This window comes from Pseudomonas sp. MF09156 (assembly GCF_059862305.1).
In genome coordinates this window covers 238896-262842 of the sequence record NZ_JCBCUR010000006.1, presented here as the reverse complement: position 1 = coordinate 262842, position 23947 = coordinate 238896, and the positions used below count along the sequence as shown (strand labels likewise).

The following is a 23947-nucleotide window of genomic DNA, read 5'->3' as shown; positions in this document are numbered from 1 at the left end:
AGCAGGCATCAAATCAGCGCTTTCAAGGCCACCTGGAACGCCGCGATGTTCTGCTCATGGCGTTTGTAATAAGTCCAGGGACCGATGCGTTGTGAGGTCACCAGTTGCGCCCGCTGCAAGGCAGCGAGATACAGCGAGACGGTCGACTGCGACAGGCCTACCCGATCCTGGATGATGCTCACGCAGACACCGACCTGCTCAGGATCCACCTCCTGCTCGGGGAAATGATGACGCGGATCCTTCAGCCAACTGAGGATGTTCAGGCGGGTTGGGTTGTCTAGCGCCTTCAGCGCTTCGCTTACGTCGATACTCATAGGTCACGCACGATAACTATTTTTTGCGATATTACGATATGCCCGCTCAACCGACAATGCGCCGACCCCCGAACCGTATCGCTCGGGGGCCGGCACCTCGAGCGGACTATCCGCCATAGGTCGGATAGTCGGTGTAGCCGACAGCAGTTCCGCCGTACATGCTGGCCGGATCGACCGGGTTCAGCGGCCAGCCATTGGCAATCCGCTTGGGCAGGTCCGGGTTGGCGATGAACGGACGGCCGAAGGCGACCAGATCGCCCCAACCCGCCTCGAGCACACGCTTGCCTCGCTCGGCGGTGTATTTGCCGGCATAGAGGATGCGCCCGCTGAAGACCTCGCGCACCGCGCTGCGGAAGCTTTCCGGCAGCTCCGGTGCGTTTTCCCAATCCGCCTCGGCCAGCGACAGGTAAGCGATGCCGACTTCTTCGAGCACCTTGACCGCTTCGACATAGGTCTCGTGTGGGTTTTCTTCGACCAGGCCGAGATATACGCGGGCCTCGTCGGTGCTGGCGAACAACGGGGCGAAACGCACGCCGAGCCGGTCTTTACCGACCACCGCGGCCACCGCCTGGGTCACCTCACGGAGGAAGCGCAGACGATTTTGCAACGAGCCGCCGTACTCGTCGTCGCGCTGATTGCTGTGCGCGGAAATGAACTGGTTGATAAGATAACCGTTGGCGGAGTGGATTTCCACGCCGTCGAAACCGGCGTCGAGGGCGTTGCGAGCGGCCTGTGCATAGAGCTGTACCAGCTCCTTGACCTCGGCGGCGGTCAGTGCACGTGGCATCGAAGGCGGCGCCAGGGCGCCGGTGCCGGGACCTGTCTCGATGAATACGCTGACGCCCTCGGCCGGGATCGCCGATGGCGCCACCGGGGCTTCGCCATTGGGTTGCAACGAGGTGTGAGAGACCCGGCCGACATGCCAGAGCTGGGCGAAGATGGTGCCGCCCTCGGCGTGTACCGCATCGGTCACTTTGCGCCAGCCGAGGATCTGTTCGGCACTGTGGATGCCCGGGGTCCAGGCGTAGCCCTGGCCGCGCGGCTCGATCTGGGTGCCCTCGGTGACCATGAAGCCGGCACCGGTACGCTGGCGGTAGTAGGTCGCCATCAGGTCATTGGGAATGTTGCCTGGCTGCGAGCTACGCGAACGGGTCAGCGGCGGCAGGACGATGCGGTTTTTCAGGCTGTAGGGGCCCAACGTGGTGCTTTCGAAAAGAATGGAATCTTTCATGTGTAACTACCTATATATTTGCGTTTGTAGATAAGTAGATGCTAGTGCCTGGGCAGGCACCTCTCGAGCGCTCCGTTTAGAACAGGCCGGTGGACGTCCAAGCTCAGTCGCGTCCCTGCCGCCGCAAAGCGGTAGGGACGCGACTGGAGCGCCTTGTTGGGTTTGCTTAGCCGGGTAGCTTGGCCGCCAGGACGTCAACCTTCTCGATTGACGGCGGTTTGGCAAACAGCTCGGCAGCCTTTGCCATAAGCGCCGCTGCGACCTTGCCCGAAAGATGAGCCTGCCGACCTGCTTCATCCGGGAAGGCATCAAAGATGCCAAAGGTGGACGGCCCCAAGCGGATTCCGAACCACGCCGTAGTGGCTGGCTCTTCCTCCACTATTGGAAGGCCATCCAAGAGAAAGTTCTCTACCTCTTTCTCTTTCCCAGGTTTTGCTTCCAGACGAACGAACAACGCTACTTTGACCATGACGTGCCTCCTGTTGTTACGACGACATTACCATGCGTGACGCATTCCAGTAATGCCCAACGCGATATTCGCCGATTTGCCGCCCAGCTCCAGCGTGGCGGGGATGAAGGGGCAGCGTCGAGTCATTTCCGCAGTCGCGGGAAAGGCGACTCTGCCCTCTCCTGGTCTTTCACGAACTGCCTCTACCGAGATACCGTGACGACGATCTTGCCAAACTGCTGGTTCGATTCCATGTAACGGTGCGCTTCGACGATCTGCTCGAAGGGGAAGGTCTTGGCAATGATCGGCTTCAGCTGTCCGGCCTCGAGGCCGCGCGTGATAAAAGCTTGCGCAGGCGCCAAGCGTTGCGGATCACCGGTCAGTTCGAACAGCGTGTAGCCGCGCACGCTCAGGGCCTTGTTCATCGCTGCCAAGGCCGGGAACGGCGTCTCCTGACCGCTGAGATTGCCATAGATGAAAAGCAGGCCCTGCTGACTCATCGCTTGCGCCAGTGTTTCGACTTGCGGCCCCGCGACCGGGTCGAAGGCGATGCGCGCGCCGCGGCCGTCGGTGATCCGCATTACCTCCGCGACCAGGTCCTGCTCCTCGGTGGCGATCACATGCGCCGCCCCCGCCTCGCGTAGCGCCGCCTCCTTCGCGCGCGTCCGGGTCGTCGCGATCGGAATGGCGCCGACGCTGTTGGCGATCTGGATCGCGGCCAAGCCGACGCTGCTCGAAGCCGCCGTGATGATCACCGCATCACCGCGCTTGAGTTGGGCAATCTCGATCAGTGCGCCATAGGCGGTCAGATACTGCATCCAGATCGCCGCCCCCTTCACCGCGCCGACGCCCGCCGGCCGCTTCAGAACCCCCGTGGCTGGCACGATCGCCTGCTCGGCATAGACGCCAAACTTGTTCATGGAAAAAGCCGGAATCACGCTGACCGCTTCGCCAACCTCGAAGCCGTGAACGCCGCTGCCCAGCGCCTCGACGATGCCGGAAGCTTCGTAGCCGAGCCGGGCCGGCAGCTGCGTCGGCTCCAGGTACACACCCGAGCGGAACATGGCTTCCGCGCGATTCAGGCCGATCGCCTCGACGCGGATGCGCAGCTCGCCGGAGCCCGGAGCGCCAACTTCGAGCTCTTCGATCTGCAAGACTTCGGGGCCGCCGATCTGATGAAAACGGACAACACGGGTCATTTTGGGTCACCTTCTATTGAGGGATGGGAGCAGTTAGCCAGCCCTTGGCTGGCGCAGGTTAGCCGCCCCGCGCGTTACAACGTCGCTTCGGTCTGTGTGTCCGGCGCGTGGCTACTTCACGGATATGCAAATGCTATTCGCGATATCTAGTTTTGTAAATATGTAATTTTAATAATTTTATGCCCGTCTCTGCTCCCCCTATCTACGCTGCCTATGAACTCTCCCTGTCGAAAAAAAATGCTGCCATCCGCTAAGTGCGCCACGGCGTGGTTCGCTCTGGTTGGTCGCCGGTCATCTCATGGCCCAGCACCATTCCTCTGGGACCTGAAAGCGGCCCCGCTAGAGGTGCCGGCCGCTCCCGCAGATGTTGGGCAACACCTGCTTGAGAAAGACGCCGCGTCCTCACTTTCTGTAACCCGGGCCGACCAGCTTGGGGTAATCCAGATGCGGTGGAGGCGGTCTGCGAAATCTGCGGGCCACCGTCGCTGTCGTTACGCTGGTTGGTGCCGGAATTAGTGTGTTGCTGGCGACCCGGTTTTCGCTCACCGGGCAAAGCGTGGTGAATGCGTTACCAGAGCGGTACCAGACCAGGTCTTTGCCGCAGTCGATCACCACCGATAAAGGCACCGACTTCACCTCCAAGACCTTCGACGAATGGGCTCGGCAGCAGGGCATCCAGTTGGACTTCACCCGCCCTGGAAAGCCCACGGACAACGGGCTTATCGAGTCTTTCAACGGTCGCCTGCGAGATGAGTGTCTAAACGCTATTGAGTTCGTGTTAATTGAGGATGCTCGAGATCGGATCGAAGCTTCACGGCAGGATTACAACGCTTTCCGTCCCACGCTCACTGGGCAATCTGCCCCCCAGCGAGTTCGCCCAACGAGGTCAGAATCAGGCTGGTGCCGGGACTTCCCGGCCAGCTTGGCGAACACAGGCAGCGGAAAATTGTACGGCGCCTCGAAAGTCGCCAACATTTCGGCGCGTTCGCGCTGGATGTCCGTCAGGATGGGCAGAGGGCGCTGGTCTGTAGGAGAAACTATGGTCATCATCGGCACAATCTCTGCCGCTCCCTCATCGCCTCCGATGGCATCCTCGGCAATATCGCCCCCTTCCGCGTCATGACGGGGGAGTTGGCAGCGCCATCTCCCGAGGAAGACTGTGGGGCCACCTGCTGGAGGCTGACAGGTACGTAAGCCACTGCAGCATCCTGGTGACCCTGACTCTCCCACTGGTCGATGCGATCCGCCGACCCCTGCATCATCTCCCGACGCTGCTCTACATATTCCGCATGGTTGTAGGCTGCCCTGATCTGGTTCGGGTCGGCATGCGAAAGCTGGGCATCGACCCACTCCTTCCGATAGCCGATTTCGTTCAACGCGGTCGAGATGGTGGCTCGTATGCCATGCCCTGTCAGTTGGTCCTTATAGCCCATCCGCTTCAGAGCCGCATTGAGCGTGTTCTCGCTGATGCGCTCTTTCAGTTCACTGCGGTGTGGCAGGAGATAGTGTTGGGCCGGGCGTTTCGCAGCGAGTAGCTGCCTGACAATTACCATGGCCTGCCGGGACAGCGGCACGATATACGGCGGGATACTCTTGCTTTCCGTACGCAGGCGCACTTGTAGCTGCTTGACGATCACAGGAGGGATGATCCAGAGGCCTCGCTCCAGGTCGAATTGCTCGGGTAATGCCGAGCGCAACTCACCGGTACGCACCCCAGTCAGCAGCAACAGCCGCAATCCCAGTTGCGTATTGATGTCGCCACTGTAGTTCCGCAGTTTACTCAGGAACGCAGGCAATTCGCCCATCCGCAGGAAGGGGTTGTGCGTGACGGGGGGCTGCGGCATTGACACGATGTCGAGGTCGGCGGCCGGATTGGTCTCCAGGTTGACTTCAACAATAGCGTAGCGGAAAAGCTGATTGAACCAGGTTGGGGTTTGGGGAGCAATGGAACCAAAAACCAACGTAAGCCCTACCAACGCCGCTCAGTGCCTTCTTCCCAGGCATCGGCCTCGATAAAGCAGTTGCGCATGTCAGGACACCTGTCTACCGACTGCACGGCACCCGTTGTTAAGGCAGCAAGAACCTGAGTCAGGCCATTTTGGGGAACGTGAGAACCTATCCTCAGCACGTATCGAGAAGATAGGGACGGACTCATCCGTAGTAGTGATGAAGGACCTGTGATGGGGCTGGAGCGAAGGGGTTCATGGGGATCACTTTCACTGCCATCCCTACCGCGACCGTCAAGGGTGGCGGGAATACTCTGTGAGTGAAGAGGACTTTAAAGCATCAAGGCTAAACGATTGCTGTCACTATATTATGGAGCCGCGTGGGTAGTTGGACTCAACTACCCCTCCTTCGACCCTGGCGAAATGATCCGCCGCAACGGGGAGTTAGTCAGTAACCGCCCAGTCAACATGTCATCCTGATCTCAGCACATAGGGCGATGGTGTCCACCAGCGCCTGGATCATCGACGCCAATGCACTCGGTCAGGCCTGTGTCCATATTTTTGATCGTTTTGGCTTGTAGACGGTTTCCTTAATTTGCTGTAGTTGGCTCTCAGTAGCACAGCATGGAATAGTTTTTCCTGTGGCTGTTGACAGATCGGTCGAACAAGTCCATAATTGCGTCCATTCCTGAGAGGGGAATACGAAAAACCTTTGTTAATCAAATGGTTAGAGGCTAGGTTAAAGTCTCGTTTCCCGCTCCATATTCAACAAAAACGCCGCTCAGTGATGAGCGGCGTTTTTGTTTGTCCGGGATGGACCCGCTGCAAGAGCAGGTCCAAGGGTTGGCTTAGAGTTTTGGCAGTTGCCCGATACGTCCCATCATTTCTGTCACGATCTGTAGGTCCAGCAGGAACTGCTCGGTGGTCTTGAACTCGTTGTCGGTGTGGCCGGTGTACTTGGCTTCTGGTCGGGCCAGGCCGAATTGCACGCCGTTTGGCAGTTCATGCACCGACGTTGCGCCGGCCGAAGTACCGAACTCGGGCTTCATGCCCAGGTTTTCGGTGGACACGGCCAGCAACGCCTTGACCCACTCGCCCTCGGGGTTGCGATACATCGGCGCGGCCACCGAGTAATCGAAGGTCGGCGCAATATGGGTGTTTTTGCTCCAGGCGCTGAGCTTGTCGGCGATTTCTTTCTTGAGTGTTTCCGGGGATTTGCCCTTCGGTACCCGCAGGTTGACTGCCAGCTTGAGGGCTTTTTCATCCATGCCGACGAAGGTCAGGGAAGTGGTCAGCGGCCCCATGAACGCATCGGAAAAGCCCACGCCCAATTTGCCGCCCAGATAATCCAGGCCCCAGTTGTCGGTGGCGTAACGCGCAGCGTCGGTGATTTCGTTGTGCTTGAGCGCAACCTTGCCATCCAGGCTATTAATGAAGACCAGCATCCGCGCGACCGGGTTAATACCGGATTCGGGCTCGGAAGAGTGGGCCGACACCCCGGTAACGGTCAGCTTGACATCATTGCCGACAACCTTGGCATCTACCGTGAAATCACCCCCATTGGCCTTGGCAAACGCAGCGCCGGCCTGCTGCAGGCTGGCCGCCAGTTCAGCGGGTTTGTCGCTGCGCAATGTGGCTACCGAGGCCGAAGGAATCTGGTTGGTCGCCAGGCCGCCGGTCATGGCGATGATCTCGGCGCCTTTGCCATCTGCCTTGCGCTTGGCAAAGGTCGCCATGACCGTGCCATAACCTTTTTCGGCGATGACCACTGGGTAGCCGCCGTCCAGCGCCAGGTTGTAGTTCGGCGTCGGGTTGTGTTCAAAGTAGTAAGGAATGGCGTCGCCAGTGGTTTCTTCGGTGGTGTCCACCAGCAGCTTGAAGTTGCGTGCCAGGGGCAGGTTTTCTTCCTTGATCACTTTCATCGCATACAGCGTTACCACGATGCCGTTCTTGTCATCCTCGGTGCCGCGGCCGTACATGCGGTCGCCAATCAGCGTGACCTTGAATGGGTCGAGGCGGGTGCCGTCGGCCAGGACCCAGTTTTCCGGGGTCACCGGTACCACGTCGGCGTGGGCGTGAATGCCGACCACTTCATCGCCCGTGCCTTCCAGGGAAATTTCATAGACGCGGTTGTCGACATTGCGAAAATTCAGGTTGAACGCCTGGGCCAGGCTTTTGATCTTGTCGGCGATCTTGATGAATTCAGGGTTGTCGTGCTGGGCTACGCCTTCTACCTGGAAGGTCGGTATGGCCACCAGTTCATGCAGGGTCTCGGTAGCCGCTGCGCCGTATTTCACCCGGGCGTAAATGCCCAGCAGGCGGTGAATCTCGTTTTGCTGTTCGGCGCTGAGGCTCTTGTTATCGAGAAATGCGCTGATCGCCGGGCCGAGATCGGCGGTTTTGCCCAGTTCACTTTTGGCCAGGCTGCCCAGGAAAGTGCGGAAGTCCTTGATCGACGCGTCATTGAACGTCTTGAGGATGGTCGCGCTCTGTTGCGGGGTGATGTTGGCGAAGGCGGGTGCGGTAAAGGCGGACAGGCTGGCGACCATCAGGGTGGCGGCGGCCAGGTGCTTGAGGGAGAAGTCCATTGCTGGGGGCATTCCTTTGCAGGTGGTGAGTAGGAAGTTTCCTATTTTTTTGTCGGAAACATTTTCACACACTAGCATCACCCACAAGCAGGAGGGGAGCCCCTTGCGGGGTGATGTCCGATCTCGATAAGAAAACGCCGCCTGCCATCCACCTGTCAGTCCAGGCTATAGCGCACCGACAGCGTGCCCTTTTTCTCCGACAGGCCGAGAATCGTGACCTGGCCGACTTGGGCCAGGGCTTGCACATGAGTGCCGCCGCAGGCGTAGGGCGGCAGGTCGCCAAAACCGACTTCGCGGGAGCCACTTTCCAGCGTCATGTGGCGTGGTAAATCCGCGGCGATCCACTGGTTGAGCTGTTCCTGCAAGGCATCGGCTTCTATGTCTTGGGCCGATTCCCCACGGATAAAACTGATCTTGCCTTCACCGGGCCAGTGGTGGGCCTTGATCGGCATCCAGCCCAGGGTTTCACCGGCGTTGCCGATCAGATGCCCGGCCGAATGCAGGCGTGTATGCAGGGCGCGGCGCTGGCCGTCGACCCGAGCTGGCTGGAGGCCAAGTGCCACGGGCTGGTCCACGTAGTGCACGATGCGCTCGGCCTCCTGCACCACTTTCAATACGTTGCTGTCCCCCAGCCACCCCGTATCAAAGGGCTGGCCGCCACCCTGGGGATGGAAAATAGTGGACTGCAGGACTACTGCAAACTGCTGCTCATGGGGCGTGCACTCCAGCACATCAACATCGGCAACCAGGTGGTCATGGGTAAAAAACAGGCGCTGGGTCATCGTCTACATCCGCATCAGGGGTCTACGCAGCAGTATAAGTAGTGCGCAAATGGGTGATAATCCGCTGAAATCTCAATGGACTTGTGCGTCATGAGCATCAATCTTCCTTTGCCACTGCTGGGTGAAATGGCGATTTTCGTCAAGGTGGTGGAAGCCGGCAGCTTCTCTGCAGCGGCGCGCCAACTGGGCACCTCGCCATCGGCGGTGAGCCGCAGCATCTCGCGGCTGGAACAGGCCCTGGCCACGCGACTATTACAGCGCACCACGCGCAAGCTGCGCTTGAGCGAAGGTGGCGAAGAAGTCTTCAATCGCTGCCAGGAGATGGTCAACGCGGCGCGCTCGGTGATGGAAATCAGCGGCCAGTACACCCACGAGGCCGAGGGGCTGATACGGGTCAGCGTGCCCAAGGCGGTCGGGCGGTTTGTGGTGCATCCGCATATGCCGCAGTTCCTGCGGCGCTATCCCAAGGTCGATGTGCAGCTGATCCTCGAAGATCGGCAGGTGGATTTGATTGATGACAATGTCGACCTGAGCATCCGCATCACCGATAACCCGCCGCCGGGGCTGGTAGGGCGCCGGTTACTGCCGATCGAGCATTTGCTGTGTGCTACGCCGCAATATCTGGCCACCCACGGAACGCCGCTGCATCCCCATGACTTGCTGGAGCACAGCTGCATTTATCTGGGCGAAACCCCTGGGGATGCGCGCTGGAAATTGCGCCAGGCTGGCAAAACAGTGACGGTGGGTGTGCGTGGTCGTTATGCGGCCAATCACACGGGGGTGCGGCTGGATGCGGTGTTGCAGGATGTGGGAATTGGCAGCTTGCCGTATTTCACTGCGCGGCATGCATTGGAGGAGGGGCGGTTGGTGCAGGTCCTGGCGCAATGGGATTTTATTGCCTCGTACCATGGGGATGCCTGGTTGCTGCATTCACCCACGCGCTACCTGCCACCGAAACTGCGGGTGTTCATCGATTATCTGGTGGAGTGCATGGCTAAGGAGCCCACATTGCGTCGGCGGTAGGAGCACGATCGAGAATGTTGGGCGGATTAATGTGGGAGCGGGCTTGCTCGCGAAAGCAGCGGGTCAGTCAACATCAATGTTTGCTGGGCCGACGTCTTGGCGGCGATGCGTCGATCCGACAAGCCCGCTCCACATTTGGATCTTTGGTGCTTTTGAGATCAGTGCTTGGGCTGGTCGTTGGACATGGCCAGCAATTGCTTTTCCTGGTTCCAGTCGAACGGTTCGTCGTTCTGTTCGGCTTCGAAGCGCCGTTCTTCCAGGGCCTGGTACAAGTCCAGTTCATCATCGGGCATGAAGTGCAGGCAGTCACCGCCAAAGAACCACAGCAAGTCGCGCGGTACCAGATGGGCAATCTGTGGGTAGCGCAGGATGACCTGGCTCATCATGTCCTGGCCCAGGTATTGGCTTTCGATCGGGTCGATGGGCAGCATGGCCCGCAGTTCATCAAAGCGTTCCAGGAACAAAGCGTGGCTTTCCTCTGGAACCTGTTCGGCTTCGCCGACGGCAACCAGGATACTGCGCAGGTGGTCGAGCAAGACGAGATGATCGGCAACGACGTTGGACACGAGAGTAAGTCCTCAAAAGCAAAAACGGGCGCGAGAGTATATAGCTCTCGCGCCCGCTTTTATATGACCGCCGGTACTAGCGGACTCTGCCAGGCGCCTGGGCCAACTCCTCCTTACTGAAGTCATCCACGTCGATCACCTTGCGCCGCGCCGCTTCCGCATCGCGCAGGGTCTGCGCCTCTGCCGGTTGCAGCACGCCAGCCTCGAGTGCGGCTTCGATGGCGTGTTCCCCCGCGCGTGGCTTGACCTGGCCACTCTTGAGGGCGCTGTGGAGTTTCTTTTGCAGGGGCTGGCTGGCACCCAGCAGGTCGTAGGCATGTTGCAAGGCGCCGACTGGATCTTGCGCCGACTGTGGGCGGTAGCAGCCAGCCAGCAGTTCTTCGAGGGTCGGGTCGCCCTTGGCCCGGCCAATTACTGCGGCGACTTCCGCGTCCAATGCATCGGACGGACCTTTGTGGCGGCGGCCGAACGGGAACACGATGACTCGCATCAGGCAGCCCAGCACTTTGTTGGGGAAGTTGCTGAGCAACTCATCCAGCGCGCGCTCCGACTGGCCAAGGCTTTCTTCCATGGCCCAGGCAAACAGCGGCTCCAGGTGGTCCGGGGAGTCGAGGTCGTGGTAGCGCTTGAGCGCTGCCGAGGCCAGGTACATATGGCTGAGCACATCCCCGAGCCGTGCGGACAGGCGTTCACGACGCTTCAGCTCGCCGCCCAGCAGCATCATGCTCAGGTCCGCCAACAGGGCGAACGCGGCAGCCTGGCGGTTGAGCGCACGGAAGTAGCCCTGGCTCAAGCGGTTGCCCGGGGCTTTTTCGAAGTGACCCAGGCCCAGGTTCAACACCAGGGTGCTGGCGGCGTTGCTCACGGCAAAGCCGATATGTTGCATCAGCAGCCCATCGAACTCCTTGAGCGCCTGGTCGCGGTCTTCACGGCCGGCCAGGGCCATTTCCTTGAGGACGAACGGGTGGCAGCGGATCGCGCCCTGGCCGAAGATCATCAGGTTGCGCGAGAGGATATTCGCCCCCTCCACGGTGATGAAGATCGGCGCCCCCTGCCAGCTGCGGCCCAGGTAGTTGTTGGGGCCCATGATGATGCCCTTGCCGCCGTGGACGTCCATGGCGTGGCTGATGCACTCGCGACCGCGCTCGGTCAGGTGGTACTTGAGGATCGCCGAGAGCACCGAGGGTTTTTCCCCCAGGTCGACGGCATTGGCGGTGAGCATCCGCGCGCTGTCCATCAGCCAGGCGTTGCCGCCGATACGGGCCAGGGCTTCCTGGATACCTTCGAAGGCCGACAGTGGCACGTTGAACTGTTCGCGCACCTGGGCGTACTGGCCGGTCACCAGGCTGGTGAACTTGGCCGCGCCGGTGCCCACTGCTGGCAGGGAGATCGAACGGCCGACCGACAGGCAGTTCATCAGCATCATCCAGCCCTTGCCGAGCATCTCCTGGCCGCCGATCAGGAAGTCCAGGGGAATGAATACGTCTTTGCCGGAGTTGGGGCCGTTCATGAACGCAGCGCCCAGGGGCAGGTGGCGACGGCCAATTTCCACGCCGGGAGTATCGGTGGGGATCAGCGCCAGGCTGATGCCCAAGTCTTCTTCTTCCCCCAGCAGGTGGTCCGGGTCATGGGCCTTGAAGGCCAGGCCGAGCAGGGTCGCGACCGGACCCAGGGTGATATAGCGTTTTTCCCAGTTCAGGCGCAGGCCAAGGGTTTCCTTGCCTTCCCATTCGCCTTTGCAGATCACCCCGGTGTCGGGCATTGCGCCGGCATCGGAGCCGGCCAGCGGGCCGGTCAGGGCAAAGCACGGGATGTCATCGCCACGGGCCAGGCGCGGCAGGTAATGGTTGCGTTGCTCGTCGGTGCCGTAGTGCAGCAGCAGTTCGGCCGGACCCAGGGAGTTGGGGACCATCACGGTGGAGGCGAGGTCGCCGCTGCGGGTTGCCAACTTCATCGCCACCTGGGAGTGGGCGTAGGCCGAAAAGCCCTTGCCGCCGAACTCCTTGGGAATGATCAGGGCAAAGAAGCCATGTTGCTTGATGTGGTCCCAGGCCGCTGGCGGCAGGTCCATGGCCTGGCCGATTTCCCAGTCGGTGACCATGGCGCACAGCTCTTCGGTGGGGCCGTCGATAAAGGCCTGTTCTTCTTCGGTCAACTGCGCCTTGGGGTAGGCCAGCAGTTTGTCCCAGTCGGGGCGGCCGCTGAACAGTTCGCCGTCCCACCACACGGTACCGGCGTCGATGGCATCGCGCTCGGTTTCGGACATTGGCGGCAGTACTTTCTGGAACCAGTTGAACAGCGGTGCGGTGAAGTACTGGCGACGCAGGTCGGGCAGCAGCAGCGGTGCGGCGACTACCGCCAGCAGGACCCAGAACACCAGCAGCAGCCAGCCCGGTGCATGGCTAAAGGCGCCCATCGCCAACAGATAGACGGCGACCACGCCCAGGGCGGGCAGGGGCGCGGTGCGACGGTGTGCCAGGTAGGCAATGCCGAGCACCAGAACCAGTATCCACAACAACAGCATATTCAATCCTCCGTGAAACCAGGGGCAGAAGCACCCTCAGAGCTTAGTCGGCATCCGAAAAAGCGGTGCCTGAGGGTGTTACGTGGTGTGGCGGGAAGTGCTCTCCAGTCACAGGCAGCAGGCGCCGACATTTGGCCGAATCGTCGTTATCCCTCGGTCAGACCTGTGGTTAGACTCCAGGCTCGCCTCGGAGACAATCCCCATGAATGCGTACTTGAGTCCCAGCCGCTTCATCGATAGTGACCACCCTGCGGTGGTGGAGTTCGCCGAAAAACATCGAGGTTCGAGCCTCGCCCCCCGTGACCAGGCAGTCAGTCTCTATTACGCCGTGCGTGAAGCGGTGCGCTACAACCCTTACACCTTCAGTCGCGATCCGCAAACCCTGCGTGGCAGCTACGCCCTGGCAGCGGGCCAGAGCTATTGCGTACCCAAGGCCACCCTGCTGGCGGCTTGCGCCCGGCATTGCGGCATACCGTCGCGTATTGGCCTGGCTGATGTGCGCAATCATTTATCGACGCCGCGCCTGATCGAGTTGCTCAAGAGTGATGTGTTCGCCATGCATGGCTACACGGAGCTGTACCTGGATGGGCGTTGGGTCAAGGCCACACCGGCGTTCAACCAGCAATTGTGCGAGTTGTTCGATGTGCCGCCCCTGGATTTCGACGGAATCAACGACAGTGTGTTTCACCCGTTCAACCGCCAGGGCCAGCGCTCCATGGAGTACGTGGTGGACCATGGACAGTTTGCCGAGGTGCCCGAGGCATTCTTCTTTGCCCACATAAAGAAATGTTACCCGCACCTGTTTGGCGAGCAGTCGCCGCAGTTGTTGGGTGATATGCAGAGCGATTTGAGTCGCGGCTGAACCGGCGTATGCTGCTCCGGCATTCATCCACTGGGAGGCGGTCATGCTGAGGATCTGGGGTCGTAAAAATTCGTCAAATGTCAGGAAGGCACTGTGGTGCGCCGAGGAACTCGGCCTGGACTATGAGGCAATTGATGCGGGCGGGGCCTTTGGTGTGGTCGATACGCCGCAGTACCGGGCGTTGAACCCCAATGGCCGGGTGCCGATGATCGAGGACGGCGAGTTCGTGTTATGGGAATCCAACACCATCGTGCGCTACCTCTGCGCCAAGCAGGCCTCGAGCTGGTACCCCAAGGACCTGCAAGCGCGGGCTAATGCCGAGAAGTGGATGGACTGGACCACCTCGACCTTTGCCGAACCGTTCAAGACGGTGTTCTGGGGCATCCTGCGCACGCCGGCCGAGCGGCAGAACTGGGACAGCATCCATGCCGGGCGCAATGCCTGTATCGAGGTGTTGAAAACCGTGGACCAGGCCCTGGCCGGCCAGCCCTACCTGTCCGGCACCGAGATCGGCATGGGCGATATTCCCCTGGGCAGCTTTATCTATGCCTGGTTCGAGATGCCTATCGAGCGCCCGGCAATGCCCCACCTGGAGGCGTGGTACCAGCGCTTGCAGCAACGTCCGGCCTATCAAAAAGCGGTGATGACCGCGTTGACTTAATACTGACTATTAATACAGGTGACTGTACTTGTGCGGCGCGGGCAAGCACCATGCTCGCCGTGCGCCGCAGTTGTATTACGTAGGGCGCGCCCTTATCTATTCTTTCTATTCCCTTCCTTGGTGCGTAATCCGATATGAGTTCCGCTCTGTCCATCCGGCAGCTAACCAAAACCTACGGCAACGGTTTCCAGGCCCTGAGTGGTATCGATCTGGATGTCGCCGAAGGTGATTTTTTCGCGTTGCTCGGCCCCAACGGTGCCGGCAAATCCACCACCATCGGCATTCTGTCGACCCTGGTCAACAAGACCAGTGGCACGGTGAATATCTTTGGCCATGACCTGGATAAATCGCCGGCCGCGCTCAAGCGCAGCATTGGCGTGGTGCCCCAGGAGTTCAACTTCAACCAGTTTGAAAAGACCTTCGATATCGTGGTGACCCAGGCCGGTTACTACGGCATCCCGCCGAAGATCGCCAAGGAGCGCGCCGAGCAATACCTGACCCAGCTGGGGTTGTGGGACAAGCGCGACGTGCCATCACGCTCGCTGTCCGGCGGCATGAAGCGGCGCCTGATGATCGCCCGTGCCTTGGTGCACGAGCCACGCCTGCTGATCCTCGACGAACCGACGGCAGGGGTGGACATCGAATTGCGGCGCTCGATGTGGACCTTCCTCACCGAACTGAACCAGAAAGGCATCACCATCATCCTCACCACCCACTACCTGGAAGAGGCTGAACAGTTGTGCCGCAACATCGGCATCATTGACCACGGCACCATTGTCGAGAACACCAGCATGCGCAACCTGCTGGGCCAGTTGCATGTGGAGACGTTCCTGCTCGACCTGAAGAACAACCTGTCGGTGCCTCCGCAACTGATCGGCTACCCAACCCGCCTGGTAGACAGCCATACGCTGGAAGTCCAGGTCGATAAAGCCGTGGGCATCACCGCGCTGTTCAGCCAGTTGGCGTTGCAGAACATTGAAGTGTTGAGCCTGCGTAACAAAACCAATCGCCTTGAGGAGCTGTTCGTGTCCCTGGTGGAGAAAAATCTGGCGAAGGTGGCGGTATGAGTTCCGAGTTCCAACCCAACCTGGTAGCGCTCAACACCATCGTCTACCGCGAAGTGAAGCGCTTCATGCGCATCTGGCCGCAAACCCTGCTGCCGCCAGCGATCACCATGGTCCTGTACTTCGTGATCTTCGGGAACCTGATCGGCCGGCAGATTGGCGATATGGGCGGCTTCACCTACATGGAATACATCGTGCCGGGGTTGATCATGATGTCGGTGATCACCAACTCCTATGGCAACGTGGTGTCGAGCTTCTTTGGCAGCAAGTTCCAGCGGTCCATTGAGGAGCTGATGGTGTCGCCGGTGTCGCCGCACACCATCCTGATCGGCTACACCCTGGGCGGCGTACTGCGCGGCTTGATGGTCGGGGCGATCGTGACGGTGCTGTCGATGTTCTTCACCGACCTGCAGGTGCATCACCTGGGGGTGACCATCCTGGTGGTGGTGCTGACGGCGACGATCTTCTCGCTGCTGGGCTTTATCAACGCAGTGTTCGCGCGCAACTTCGATGACATCTCGATCATCCCGACCTTTGTGCTGACGCCGCTGACTTACCTGGGCGGGGTGTTTTATTCGATTACCTTGCTGCCGCCGTTCTGGCAGACCGTGTCGATGGCCAACCCGGTGCTGCATATGGTCAACGCGTTCCGCTACGGGATTCTTGGGGTGTCGGATATCAAGATCAGCGTGGCGATTACGTTCATGATCGCGGCGACGGTGGTGTTGTATATCGGGTGCGCGCGGTTGCTGGTGAGTGGGCGTGGGATGCGTACCTAAGCCAGGTCTAAAGATGTGTGGGTTTGTGTAGGAGCGGGCCCACACACAGTTGGGTCAGGTGAGCAGCGCAATCTCGATCAGCTCATGCAGCTCCTCAACCCGCATCGGCGCAGCGCCAAACAAAATTCGAAACACCGTCGGCGCCGCCAGCAGATTGATCAGCCGATCTACGCTGGGCAATGCCTGGCCGCTACCTTGGTAACGATCCACGATTACCTTCAGTTGCCCACCCAGAATCGTCACGCAGTACCCCGGCGTCTGGCTGCACTGTACGTCGCGCATCATGTTGCGCCCCGGTTCCGAGCTCATCTCGTCCAGGTATTGTTCGGCCCAGGCTTGCAGGTCGCCGCGCAGGCTGCCGGTGTTGGCCGGTTCACTGTCGGGACGCATGCGGGCCAGGGCGACGTCGGCGAGCAGGGCGGCGAGGTCGCCCCAGCGCCGGTAGATGGTTGATGGTGTGACTCCCGCGCGTGCGGCGATCTGCGGCACCGTCACGCTGGCGCGCTCTTGCTCCTGCAGTAGCTGACGCACCGCCGAATGAACCGATTCTTGTACCCGGGCACTACGGCCCCCCGGGCGGAGGCCTTCTTTTCTCGCCATGCCAAAACCTTAACACAAAGAATTTGCTTTAAGCGCGACCCAGTAGCACACTGCACAAAAGCAAAATATTAGCTTTAGCGGAGCGTGCCCATGTCCAGCGTCACTTCTCATCGTTCCAGCCTGGTGTTCCTGGCGATCACCTTGCTGACGTTTCTTGCCGCCTCCAGCGCGCCGACGCCGTTGTATCACCTTTACCAGGAGGGCCTGCACTTTTCCGCAGGCACCCTAACCCTGATCTTCGGTGTCTATGCCTTGAGCCTGCTGGCCGCGTTGTTGACCGTCGGTTCACTGTCGGATTACCTGGGGCGCAAGCCGGTGATCTTTACCGCGCTGGTGCTGAATATGCTGGCGATGCTGCTGTTTATCTACGCCGACAGTGTCGCCTGGCTGATCGCCGCCCGAACCTTGCAGGGGTTTGCCACAGGCATGGCCACCGCTGTGCTTGGCGCTGCGTTGCTCGACACCGACCGTCAGCAGGGCCCGTTGGTCAACAGTGTCGCGCCGTTGCTGGGCATGGCCTGCGGCGCCATGGGCAGCAGTTTGCTGGTGGAGTTCGCGCCGCTGCCGACCCAGTTGATCTATTGGGCCTTGTTCGCGCTGCTGCTGTTGCAGAGCCTGTATGTGTGGCGGCTGCCCGAAAGCGTCAGCCGCATGCCGGGCGCGCTGGCCTCGCTATGGCCGACCCTGCATGTGCCGCCCCAGGCGCGCCGGGCCTTGTGGCTGTCGCTGCCGGTGGATATTGCCGTGTGGGCCATGAGCGGTTTCTACTTGTCGCTGGCGCCGTCGCTGGTGCGGGCGGCAACCGGATCGACTTCCAACCTGATCGGTGGCGGCCTGGTCGCGGTGTTGACCTTGAGCGGCGCGGTGATGATTTTCAGCCTGCGCAATCGCCCGGCGGACAAGGTGCTGCGCCTGGGGGCAGGCCTGTTGGCCGTGGGCGTCGCGTTGATCCTCGGTGCGGTCCACAGCGCCAGCCTGCCACTGTTTTTCCTCGCCACACTGGTGGCGGGCAGCGGATTTGGCGCGGGGTTCCTTGGCGCGGTGCGCAGTGTGGTGCCCTTGGCCTTGCCCCATGAGCGGGCCGGGTTGATGTCGGCGTTCTACGTCCTCAGTTACCTGGCGTTTTGCCTGCCGTCCCTGCTGGCGGGCAACCTGACCCGCAGCTTTGGCCTGATCGCAACCACCGACGGCTACGGTGCGGTGCTGATCGTCCTGGCGCTCGGGGCCTTGATTGGCTTGATGAGGCAAGCATCCGCCAAAGCTGTATATAGGTAAAACAGATAACAGTTAGAGATATTACCCGTTATATAGATATTCGTTGCGCTTCTATCATGGGCTCAACCTCATACGAGGAAGAGGAATAAGCCATGACGTGCCCCAATAGCATCACCCCCAGCTATAAACCGTTCAGCCATCTCGCCGCTCCCAGGGAAGTGATTCGCCAGTTCACCCCCAACTGGTTCGCCGCCACCATGGGCACCGGCGTGCTGGCGTTGGCCCTGGCGCAAGTGCCGGTGCAACTGCCGGGTGTCTATGCCATCGCCGAAGGGTTGTGGTTGCTGACAATCGTTCTGTTTGTATTGTTCAGCGGCCTATACGCCGCGCGCTGGGTGATGTTTTTTCACGAGGCGCGGCGAATTTTCGGACACTCCACGGTCTCGATGTTCTTCGGCACCATTCCCATGGGCCTGGCGACCATCATCAACGGCCTGCTGCTGTTTGGCCTGCCGCGCTGGGGCGAGGGCGTGGTGCAACTGGCTGAGGCCCTGTGGTGGCTGGACGTGGCCATGGCCCTGGCGTGCGGGGTGTTGATCCCGTTCATGATGTTTACACGCCAGGAACATAGCATCGACCAGATGACAGCCGTCTGGCTGCTGCCGGTAGTGGCGGCCGAAGTCGCCGCCGCCAGTGGTGGCCTGTTGGCGCCGCACCTGGCCGACGCTCATTCGCAACTGGTGATGCTGGTGACCAGCTACGTACTCTGGGCATTTTCCCTACCGGTTGCGTTCAGTATTCTGACAATCCTGATGCTGCGCATGGCCCTGCACAAACTGCCCCACGCCAACATGGCCGCGTCGAGCTGGCTGGCCCTTGGCCCGATCGGCACCGGCGCCCTGGGTATGTTGCTGCTTGGCCAGGACGCGCCGGCGATCTTCGCTGCCAATGGCTTTGCCGGCATCGGCGAGATTGCCGCCGGCCTGGGGCTGGTCGCCGGCATCACCCTGTGGGGCCTGGGCCTGTGGTGGATGTTGATTGCGGTGCTGATCACCCTGCGTTACCTGCGCGCAGGTATTCCATTCAACCTCGGCTGGTGGGGTTTTACCTTCCCGCTGGGGGTGTATGCCCTGACCACCTTGAAACTGGGCAGTACCTTGCACCTGGCATTTTTCAGCGTGACCGGCAGCGTGCTGGTCGCCGCCCTGGCCCTGATGTGGCTGGTGGTCAGCAAGCGCACAGTGCAGGGCGCCTATAAAGGTGAGCTTTTTGTTTCACCGTGTATTGCAGGGGTGGGGAATAAGTAAGCGGGATTAGGTAAAGTCGTGGCCTGAAAAATCAATAAAGCCTTCAGGCCACGCAGGAACACGGACGATGAGTCACCCCTCGCAATTTACCTTGCTGCGCAAACGGCGCTTTCTGCCGTTCTTCATCACCCAGTCCCTGGGGGCGTTCAACGACAATATCTTCAAGCAGTCGTTGATCCTCGCCATTCTCTACAAGCTGGCCATCGAGGGCGATCGCTCGATCTGGGTCAACCTCTGCGCCTTGTTGTTTATCCTGCCGTTCTTCCTGTTCTCGGCCCTGGCCGGGCAGTTTGGCGAGAAATTCAACAAGGATGCGCTGATCCGCGCGATCAAGATCGGCGAGATCGTGATCATGGCCATCGGCGCCGTGGGCTTTATGACCAACCACCTGGAGCTGATGTTGCTGGCGCTGTTTGCCATGGGCACCCACTCGGCGCTGTTTGGCCCGGTGAAGTACTCGATCATGCCGCAAGCGCTGCATGAAGAGGAGTTGGTGGGCGGCAACGGCCTGGTGGAAATGGGCACGTTCCTGGCAATCCTCGCCGGGACTATCGGCGCTGGGGTGATGATGTCCTCTGCGCACTACGCGCCGGTGGTGTCCACGGCGATTGTCGCGATTGCCGTGCTGGGCTACCTGGCCAGCCGGGCGATCCCGCGCGCCGCGGCGTCCAGCCCCCAGATGCGCCTGGACTGGAATATCTTCAGCCAATCCTGGGCCACCTTGCGCCTGGGCCTGGGGCAGACACCCGCGGTGTCGCGCTCGATTGTCGGCAACTCGTGGTTCTGGTTTGTCGGGGCGATCTACCTCACGCAAATCCCGGCCTACGCCAAAGAGTGGCTGTATGGCGATGAAACCGTGGTGACCCTGATCCTCACGGTGTTCTCGGTCGGTATCGCGTTGGGCTCGATGCTCTGCGAAAAACTCTCCGGGCGTAAGGTGGAAATCGGCCTGGTGCCCTTCGGGTCATTCGGCCTGACGGTGTTTGGCCTTTTGCTGTGGTGGCATTCTGGCGACTTCCCGCAGAACGTCCAGGCCAACGATTGGCTGGCGGTGTTGGGTTACGGCCAGGCCTGGTGGGTGTTGATCGATATCCTTGGCCTGGGGGTGTTTGGCGGTTTCTATATCGTGCCGCTGTATGCCTTGATCCAGTCGCGTACCGCTGAAAACGAGCGGGCACGGGTGATCGCTGCCAACAACATTCTCAATGCGCTGTTCATGGTGGTCTCGGCGATTGTCACCATCCTGCTGCTGAGCGTGGCCAAGCTGTCGATCCCCGAGCTGTTCCTGGTGGTGTCGCTGCTTAATATCGCGGTCAACACCTACATCTTCAGGATTGTTCCCGAGTTCACCATGCGCTTCATGATCTGGCTGCTCGGCCACTCCATGTACCGCGTGCAGCATCGCGACCTGCAACACATCCCGGACGAAGGCGCGGCGTTGCTGGTGTGCAACCATGTGTCGTTTGTCGATGCACTGCTGATTGGCGGCGCGGTGCGTCGGCCGATTCGCTTTGTGATGTATTACAAGATCTACCGCCTGCCGGTGCTCAACTTTATCTTCCGCACGGCCGGCACCATTCCGATTGCCGGGCGCCATGAAGACCTGGAGATCTACGAAAAGGCCTTCCAGCGTATCAGCCAATATCTGAAGGACGGCGAGCTGGTGTGCATCTTCCCGGAAGGCAAGTTGACCGGCGACGGTGAGATCAACGAATTCAAGAGTGGCGTGACGCGGATTCTCGAGGAAACGCCGGTACCGGTGATTCCCATGGCGTTGCAGGGGTTGTGGGGGAGCTTTTTCAGCCGCGATCCGAACAAGGGGGTCTTTCACCGGATCTGGTCGCGGGTGACGTTGGTGGCGGGGCCGCCGTTGGCAGTGGAGCAGGCGACGCCACAGGCTTTGCAGGAACAAGTGCTGGCACTGCGTGGTACCACCCGGTAGGAGCCCGGCTTGCCGGCGATGGCGCCCGAAAATCCATCACGGGATTCAAGGGACTCATCGCCGGCAAAAGCATCAGGCGCTAATCTTGAGCCCGATCAACCCGGCAATAATCAGCGCCACACTGGCCAAGCGAAACAGCGCCATGGACTCCCCAAACAGGATAATCCCGGCAATCACCGTGCCCACTGCACCGACCCCGGTCCAGATCGCATAGGCGGTGCCCAGCGGCAGTTCCTTCATCGCCAGCCCCAGCAGGCCGAGGCTGACGGCCATGGCGGCAATCGTCAGGGCGGTGGGCATTGGTTTGCTGAAGCCGTCGGTGTATTTCAGGCCGACGGCCCAGCCAACTTCAAACAACCCGGCGAAAAACAGAATGACCCAGGACATATTGACCTTCCTTTTAGAAGTGGGGTCGTCCCCGGATTAATGCTCGAACGAGTCGCGGGGCCGTCCCCGCGAAGATGGGTAGAGTGCCGAAAAGCCAGCACCCGATCAAGTTTCGGCAAGGGCCTTGCGATCTTCCTTCTCGCTCATCCGGCGGAAATACGTCGACAACAGCGCCCCGGAAATATTGTGCCAGACGCTGAACAGCGCACTGGGCACCGCTGCCAGTGGCGAAAAATGCGCACTGGCCAGTGCGGCGCCCAGCCCCGAGTTCTGCATGCCCACTTCCAGCGCCAACGACTTGCGCTGGGCCAGTGGCAACTTGAACACGCGGCCGGTGAAGTAACCGAGCAAGTAGCCGAAGCTGTTGTGCAGCATCACCACCGCCATGATCAGCAGACCCGATTCGGCAATCTTCGCCTGGCTCGCTGCGACCACGGCCGCGACGATAATCACGATGCTGACCACCGACACCAGTGGCAGCACATCAACGGCATGTCGCACCCGATCACCCAGCAGGCGTTGTGCCAATACCCCAAGCACGATGGGCAGCAGTACCACTTGCAGGATCGACCAGAACAGCTCCATGAACGACACCGGTAGCCACGCCGAAGCCAGCAGCCAGATCAGCGCCGGGGTGAGCAGCGGGGCGAGGAGGGTGGTGACGGCGGCGATGGCCACCGACAGCGCCAGGTCGCCCCGGGCCAGCCAGGTCATGACGTTGGACGAGGTACCGCTTGGGCAGCAGCCGACCAGGATCACGCCGACGGCGATCTCCGGTGGCAGTTGGAAGGCCTGGCACAGCAACCAGGCCACCCCGGGCATGATCACAAAGTGCGCGACCACACCCAGGGCCACGCGCCACGGATGGCGTGCGACCTCGGCGAAATCTTCAAGTTTGAGGGTCAGGCCCATGCCGAACATCACCAGGCCCAGCAGCGGCACGATGGCGCTTTTCAGGCCGATAAACCAGCTGGGCTGCAGGAACGCGACTACGGCAAAAATCAGCACCCAGTAGGCGAAGGTATTGCCGACGAAGCGGCTCAAGGCGGCGAGTGCGCGCATGGTGATGTCCTTATTATTAGAGTGCTGGAACTGGCAACCCCATCAACCGTAGGAGCTGGCTTGCCAGCGATAGCGGTATGTCAGTCATTGACTCTGTAACTGATACACCGCCATCGCAGGCAAGCCAGCTCCTACATTGAGCGTGCCTGTTTTAGATGCCTTGCGGGGTCTCTTCGCCGCCCAGTGCTTCTACCAGTGCCGGCAGGAAGTCGCCGAAGGTCAGCATCATCAGGGTAAAGCTTGCATCCAGTTGGCCCAGGGCCTCGTCGCCGCCGTCCTGTTCGGCCTGGTCTTGCAGCAGGTCCTCGAACTTCAGGCGCTTGACGGTCATTTTGTCGTCGAGCATGAACGACAGCTTGTCCTGCCAGGCCAGGGACAGTTGGGTCACGACCTTGCCGGTGGTCAGGTGCAGCTGGATTTCTTCGCCGGTCAGGTCCTGGCGCTTGCAGCGCACGATGCCACCGTCTTCGTGGGTGTCGCGCAGTTCGCATTCGTCGAGCACGAAGAAGTCAGCGGCCGGCTTCTGGGTGGTGACCCAGTCGGTCATGATTGCGGTTGGCGCGGTTTTTACGGTCAGCGGGCGTACTGGCAGGGTGCCGATCACTTCACGCAGGGTCGACAGCAGGTCTTCGGCGCGCTTGGGGCTGGCCGAGTTGACCAGGATCAGGCCCTGTTTCGGTGCGATGGCAGCAAAGGTCGACGAACGACGGATAAAGGCGCGGGGCAGGAAGGCCTGGATGATTTCATCCTTGATCTGGTCCCGTTCCTTTTTATAGACCTTGCGCATTTGCTCGGCTTCGATCTCTTCGACCTTTTCCTTGACCGCGTCACGCACCACGCTACCGGGCAGGATACGTTCTTCCTTGCGCGCAGCGATCAGCAGGAAGTCACCGCTGACGTGCACCAGGGGCGCGTCTTCGCCTTTGCCAAAAGGCGCGACGAAACCGTAAGTGGTCAACTCCTGGCTTGCACAAGGGCGCGCCGGTTTGGTGGCCATTGCAGCTTCCAACGCCTCGGCATCAACAGGCAGATCTTGGGTCAGGCGATAGATAAGCAGGTTCTTGAACCACATGGGGTGAGTCTCTCCTTTATACAAAGTGGGGCATTATTCTCTTGATAAGGCCTGAGGCCAACCCTGCCTAAGCCATTGGAAGGGCTGAAAAAAAAGATTTAAGAAAGTGCTTGCCAGACTTATGGTCGCTCCGTAGAATGCGCGCCACACCGAAACGAAGGGTGATTAGCTCAGCTGGGAGAGCATCTGCCTTACAAGCAGAGGGTCGGCGGTTCGATCCCGTCATCACCCACCATTCGCTTCATGTGTTACGCGCAGCGGTAGTTCAGTCGGTTAGAATACCGGCCTGTCACGCCGGGGGTCGCGGGTTCGAGTCCCGTCCGCTGCGCCATATTCGGTAACCTGGAACACTGAACGCCAGGTCACCACAGAAAG

Annotated in this window: 22 protein-coding genes and 2 tRNA genes; 11 read left to right on the top strand and 13 right to left on the bottom strand. The window is 60.4% G+C overall.

Features of this window, described 5'->3' with window-relative positions:
- Positions 1 to 8: 8 nt before the first annotated feature.
- From AC19YY_RS16945 to AC19YY_RS16930, 4 genes are all read right to left on the bottom strand, one after another.
- Positions 9 to 314: an ArsR/SmtB family transcription factor gene (locus AC19YY_RS16945; RefSeq protein WP_017735055.1), complete on the bottom strand. Its 306-nt coding sequence runs from the start codon at positions 312 to 314 to the stop codon at positions 9 to 11.
- Positions 315 to 420: 106 nt separating this feature from the next.
- Positions 421 to 1545: an alkene reductase gene (locus AC19YY_RS16940; protein ID WP_044275549.1), complete on the bottom strand. Its 1125-nt coding sequence runs from the start codon at positions 1543 to 1545 to the stop codon at positions 421 to 423.
- A gap of 166 nt (positions 1546 to 1711) precedes the next feature.
- Positions 1712 to 2014 (bottom strand): putative quinol monooxygenase, encoded by a 303-nt coding sequence (locus AC19YY_RS16935; protein ID WP_032902063.1) that lies wholly within the window; start codon positions 2012 to 2014, stop codon positions 1712 to 1714.
- 182 nt (positions 2015 to 2196) lie between these two features.
- A complete protein-coding gene (locus AC19YY_RS16930; RefSeq protein WP_069557595.1) occupies positions 2197 to 3192 on the bottom strand; it encodes a zinc-dependent alcohol dehydrogenase family protein in 996 nt (331 codons plus the stop codon).
- A 460-nt stretch (positions 3193 to 3652) separates the two neighbouring features.
- Between AC19YY_RS16930 and AC19YY_RS16925 the strand changes: the two genes are divergently transcribed.
- Positions 3653 to 4315: an integrase core domain-containing protein gene (locus AC19YY_RS16925; protein ID WP_500604567.1), complete on the top strand. Its 663-nt coding sequence runs from the start codon at positions 3653 to 3655 to the stop codon at positions 4313 to 4315.
- On the opposite strand, the gene AC19YY_RS16920 is transcribed toward AC19YY_RS16925, so the two are convergent.
- The 3 genes from AC19YY_RS16920 to AC19YY_RS16910 form a co-directional block, all read right to left on the bottom strand.
- Positions 4239 to 5153, bottom strand: a complete 915-nt coding sequence (locus AC19YY_RS16920) for a tyrosine-type recombinase/integrase (protein WP_500604560.1) — start codon at positions 5151 to 5153, stop codon at positions 4239 to 4241. The genes AC19YY_RS16925 and AC19YY_RS16920 overlap by 77 nt on opposite strands.
- 833 nt (positions 5154 to 5986) lie before the next feature.
- Positions 5987 to 7726 carry a dipeptidase gene (locus tag AC19YY_RS16915; protein ID WP_500604559.1) on the bottom strand — a complete coding sequence of 580 codons (1740 nt, stop codon included), beginning with the start codon at positions 7724 to 7726 and terminating at the stop codon, positions 5987 to 5989.
- Positions 7727 to 7881: 155 nt separating this feature from the next.
- Positions 7882 to 8508: an alanyl-tRNA editing protein gene (locus AC19YY_RS16910; RefSeq protein ID WP_500604558.1), complete on the bottom strand. Its 627-nt coding sequence runs from the start codon at positions 8506 to 8508 to the stop codon at positions 7882 to 7884.
- 90 nt (positions 8509 to 8598) lie between these two features.
- Between AC19YY_RS16910 and AC19YY_RS16905 the strand changes: the two genes are divergently transcribed.
- Positions 8599 to 9531 carry a LysR family transcriptional regulator gene (locus AC19YY_RS16905; RefSeq protein WP_170042662.1) on the top strand — a complete coding sequence of 311 codons (933 nt, stop codon included), beginning with the start codon at positions 8599 to 8601 and terminating at the stop codon, positions 9529 to 9531.
- Positions 9532 to 9689: 158 nt separating this feature from the next.
- Here AC19YY_RS16905 and AC19YY_RS16900 read toward each other — a convergent pair whose 3' ends face one another.
- A complete protein-coding gene (locus AC19YY_RS16900; RefSeq protein ID WP_099168779.1) occupies positions 9690 to 10097 on the bottom strand; it encodes a PA2817 family protein in 408 nt (135 codons plus the stop codon).
- Positions 10098 to 10173: 76 nt separating this feature from the next.
- Positions 10174 to 12621 carry an acyl-CoA dehydrogenase gene (locus AC19YY_RS16895; protein WP_432754445.1) on the bottom strand — a complete coding sequence of 816 codons (2448 nt, stop codon included), beginning with the start codon at positions 12619 to 12621 and terminating at the stop codon, positions 10174 to 10176.
- A gap of 202 nt (positions 12622 to 12823) precedes the next feature.
- Between AC19YY_RS16895 and AC19YY_RS16890 the strand changes: the two genes are divergently transcribed.
- The 4 genes from AC19YY_RS16890 (at position 12824) to AC19YY_RS16875 (ending at position 15987) form a co-directional block, all read left to right on the top strand.
- Complete coding sequence (locus AC19YY_RS16890; RefSeq protein ID WP_492633557.1) at positions 12824 to 13483, top strand: transglutaminase-like domain-containing protein; 660 nt, start codon at positions 12824 to 12826, stop codon at positions 13481 to 13483.
- Between the two features lie 43 nt (positions 13484 to 13526).
- Positions 13527 to 14144, top strand: coding sequence for a glutathione S-transferase family protein (locus tag AC19YY_RS16885; protein WP_170056995.1), 618 nt, complete (start codon positions 13527 to 13529; stop codon positions 14142 to 14144).
- Between the two features lie 134 nt (positions 14145 to 14278).
- Positions 14279 to 15211: an ABC transporter ATP-binding protein gene (locus AC19YY_RS16880; RefSeq protein WP_169956834.1), complete on the top strand. Its 933-nt coding sequence runs from the start codon at positions 14279 to 14281 to the stop codon at positions 15209 to 15211.
- Positions 15208 to 15987, top strand: coding sequence for an ABC transporter permease (locus tag AC19YY_RS16875; RefSeq protein ID WP_169956835.1), 780 nt, complete (start codon positions 15208 to 15210; stop codon positions 15985 to 15987). Before AC19YY_RS16880 ends, AC19YY_RS16875 begins: the two co-directional genes overlap by 4 nt.
- Positions 15988 to 16041: 54 nt before the next feature.
- Here AC19YY_RS16875 and AC19YY_RS16870 read toward each other — a convergent pair whose 3' ends face one another.
- Complete coding sequence (locus AC19YY_RS16870; RefSeq protein WP_500604557.1) at positions 16042 to 16587, bottom strand: TetR/AcrR family transcriptional regulator; 546 nt, start codon at positions 16585 to 16587, stop codon at positions 16042 to 16044.
- Positions 16588 to 16677: 90 nt separating this feature from the next.
- On the opposite strand from AC19YY_RS16870, the gene AC19YY_RS16865 reads away from it, so the two are divergent.
- The 3 genes from AC19YY_RS16865 to AC19YY_RS16855 all read left to right on the top strand — a co-directional run bounded on the left by AC19YY_RS16865 (position 16678) and on the right by AC19YY_RS16855 (position 21051).
- Positions 16678 to 17862 (top strand): MFS transporter, encoded by a 1185-nt coding sequence (locus AC19YY_RS16865; protein WP_500604556.1) that lies wholly within the window; start codon positions 16678 to 16680, stop codon positions 17860 to 17862.
- Between the two features lie 92 nt (positions 17863 to 17954).
- On the top strand, positions 17955 to 19109 hold the full coding sequence (locus tag AC19YY_RS16860; RefSeq protein ID WP_170042666.1) for a TDT family transporter: 1155 nt from the start codon (positions 17955 to 17957) through the stop codon (positions 19107 to 19109).
- A 67-nt stretch (positions 19110 to 19176) separates the two neighbouring features.
- Positions 19177 to 21051, top strand: coding sequence for an MFS transporter (locus AC19YY_RS16855; protein WP_432754442.1), 1875 nt, complete (start codon positions 19177 to 19179; stop codon positions 21049 to 21051).
- A gap of 72 nt (positions 21052 to 21123) precedes the next feature.
- On the opposite strand, the gene sugE is transcribed toward AC19YY_RS16855, so the two are convergent.
- From sugE to rdgC, 3 genes are all read right to left on the bottom strand, one after another.
- Positions 21124 to 21438: a quaternary ammonium compound efflux SMR transporter SugE gene (gene sugE, locus AC19YY_RS16850; RefSeq protein WP_057438900.1), complete on the bottom strand. Its 315-nt coding sequence runs from the start codon at positions 21436 to 21438 to the stop codon at positions 21124 to 21126.
- A gap of 105 nt (positions 21439 to 21543) precedes the next feature.
- Entirely contained in the window at positions 21544 to 22500 is a 957-nt protein-coding gene (locus AC19YY_RS16845) for a bile acid:sodium symporter family protein (protein WP_170042667.1), read from the bottom strand.
- A gap of 151 nt (positions 22501 to 22651) precedes the next feature.
- A complete protein-coding gene (gene rdgC, locus AC19YY_RS16840; protein ID WP_169956841.1) occupies positions 22652 to 23572 on the bottom strand; it encodes a recombination-associated protein RdgC in 921 nt (306 codons plus the stop codon).
- 159 nt (positions 23573 to 23731) lie between these two features.
- Here rdgC and AC19YY_RS16835 point away from each other — a divergent pair.
- Positions 23732 to 23807: transfer RNA gene (locus tag AC19YY_RS16835), tRNA-Val, on the top strand.
- Between the two features lie 19 nt (positions 23808 to 23826).
- Positions 23827 to 23903: transfer RNA gene (locus AC19YY_RS16830), tRNA-Asp, on the top strand.
- Positions 23904 to 23947: the final 44 nt, after the last annotated feature.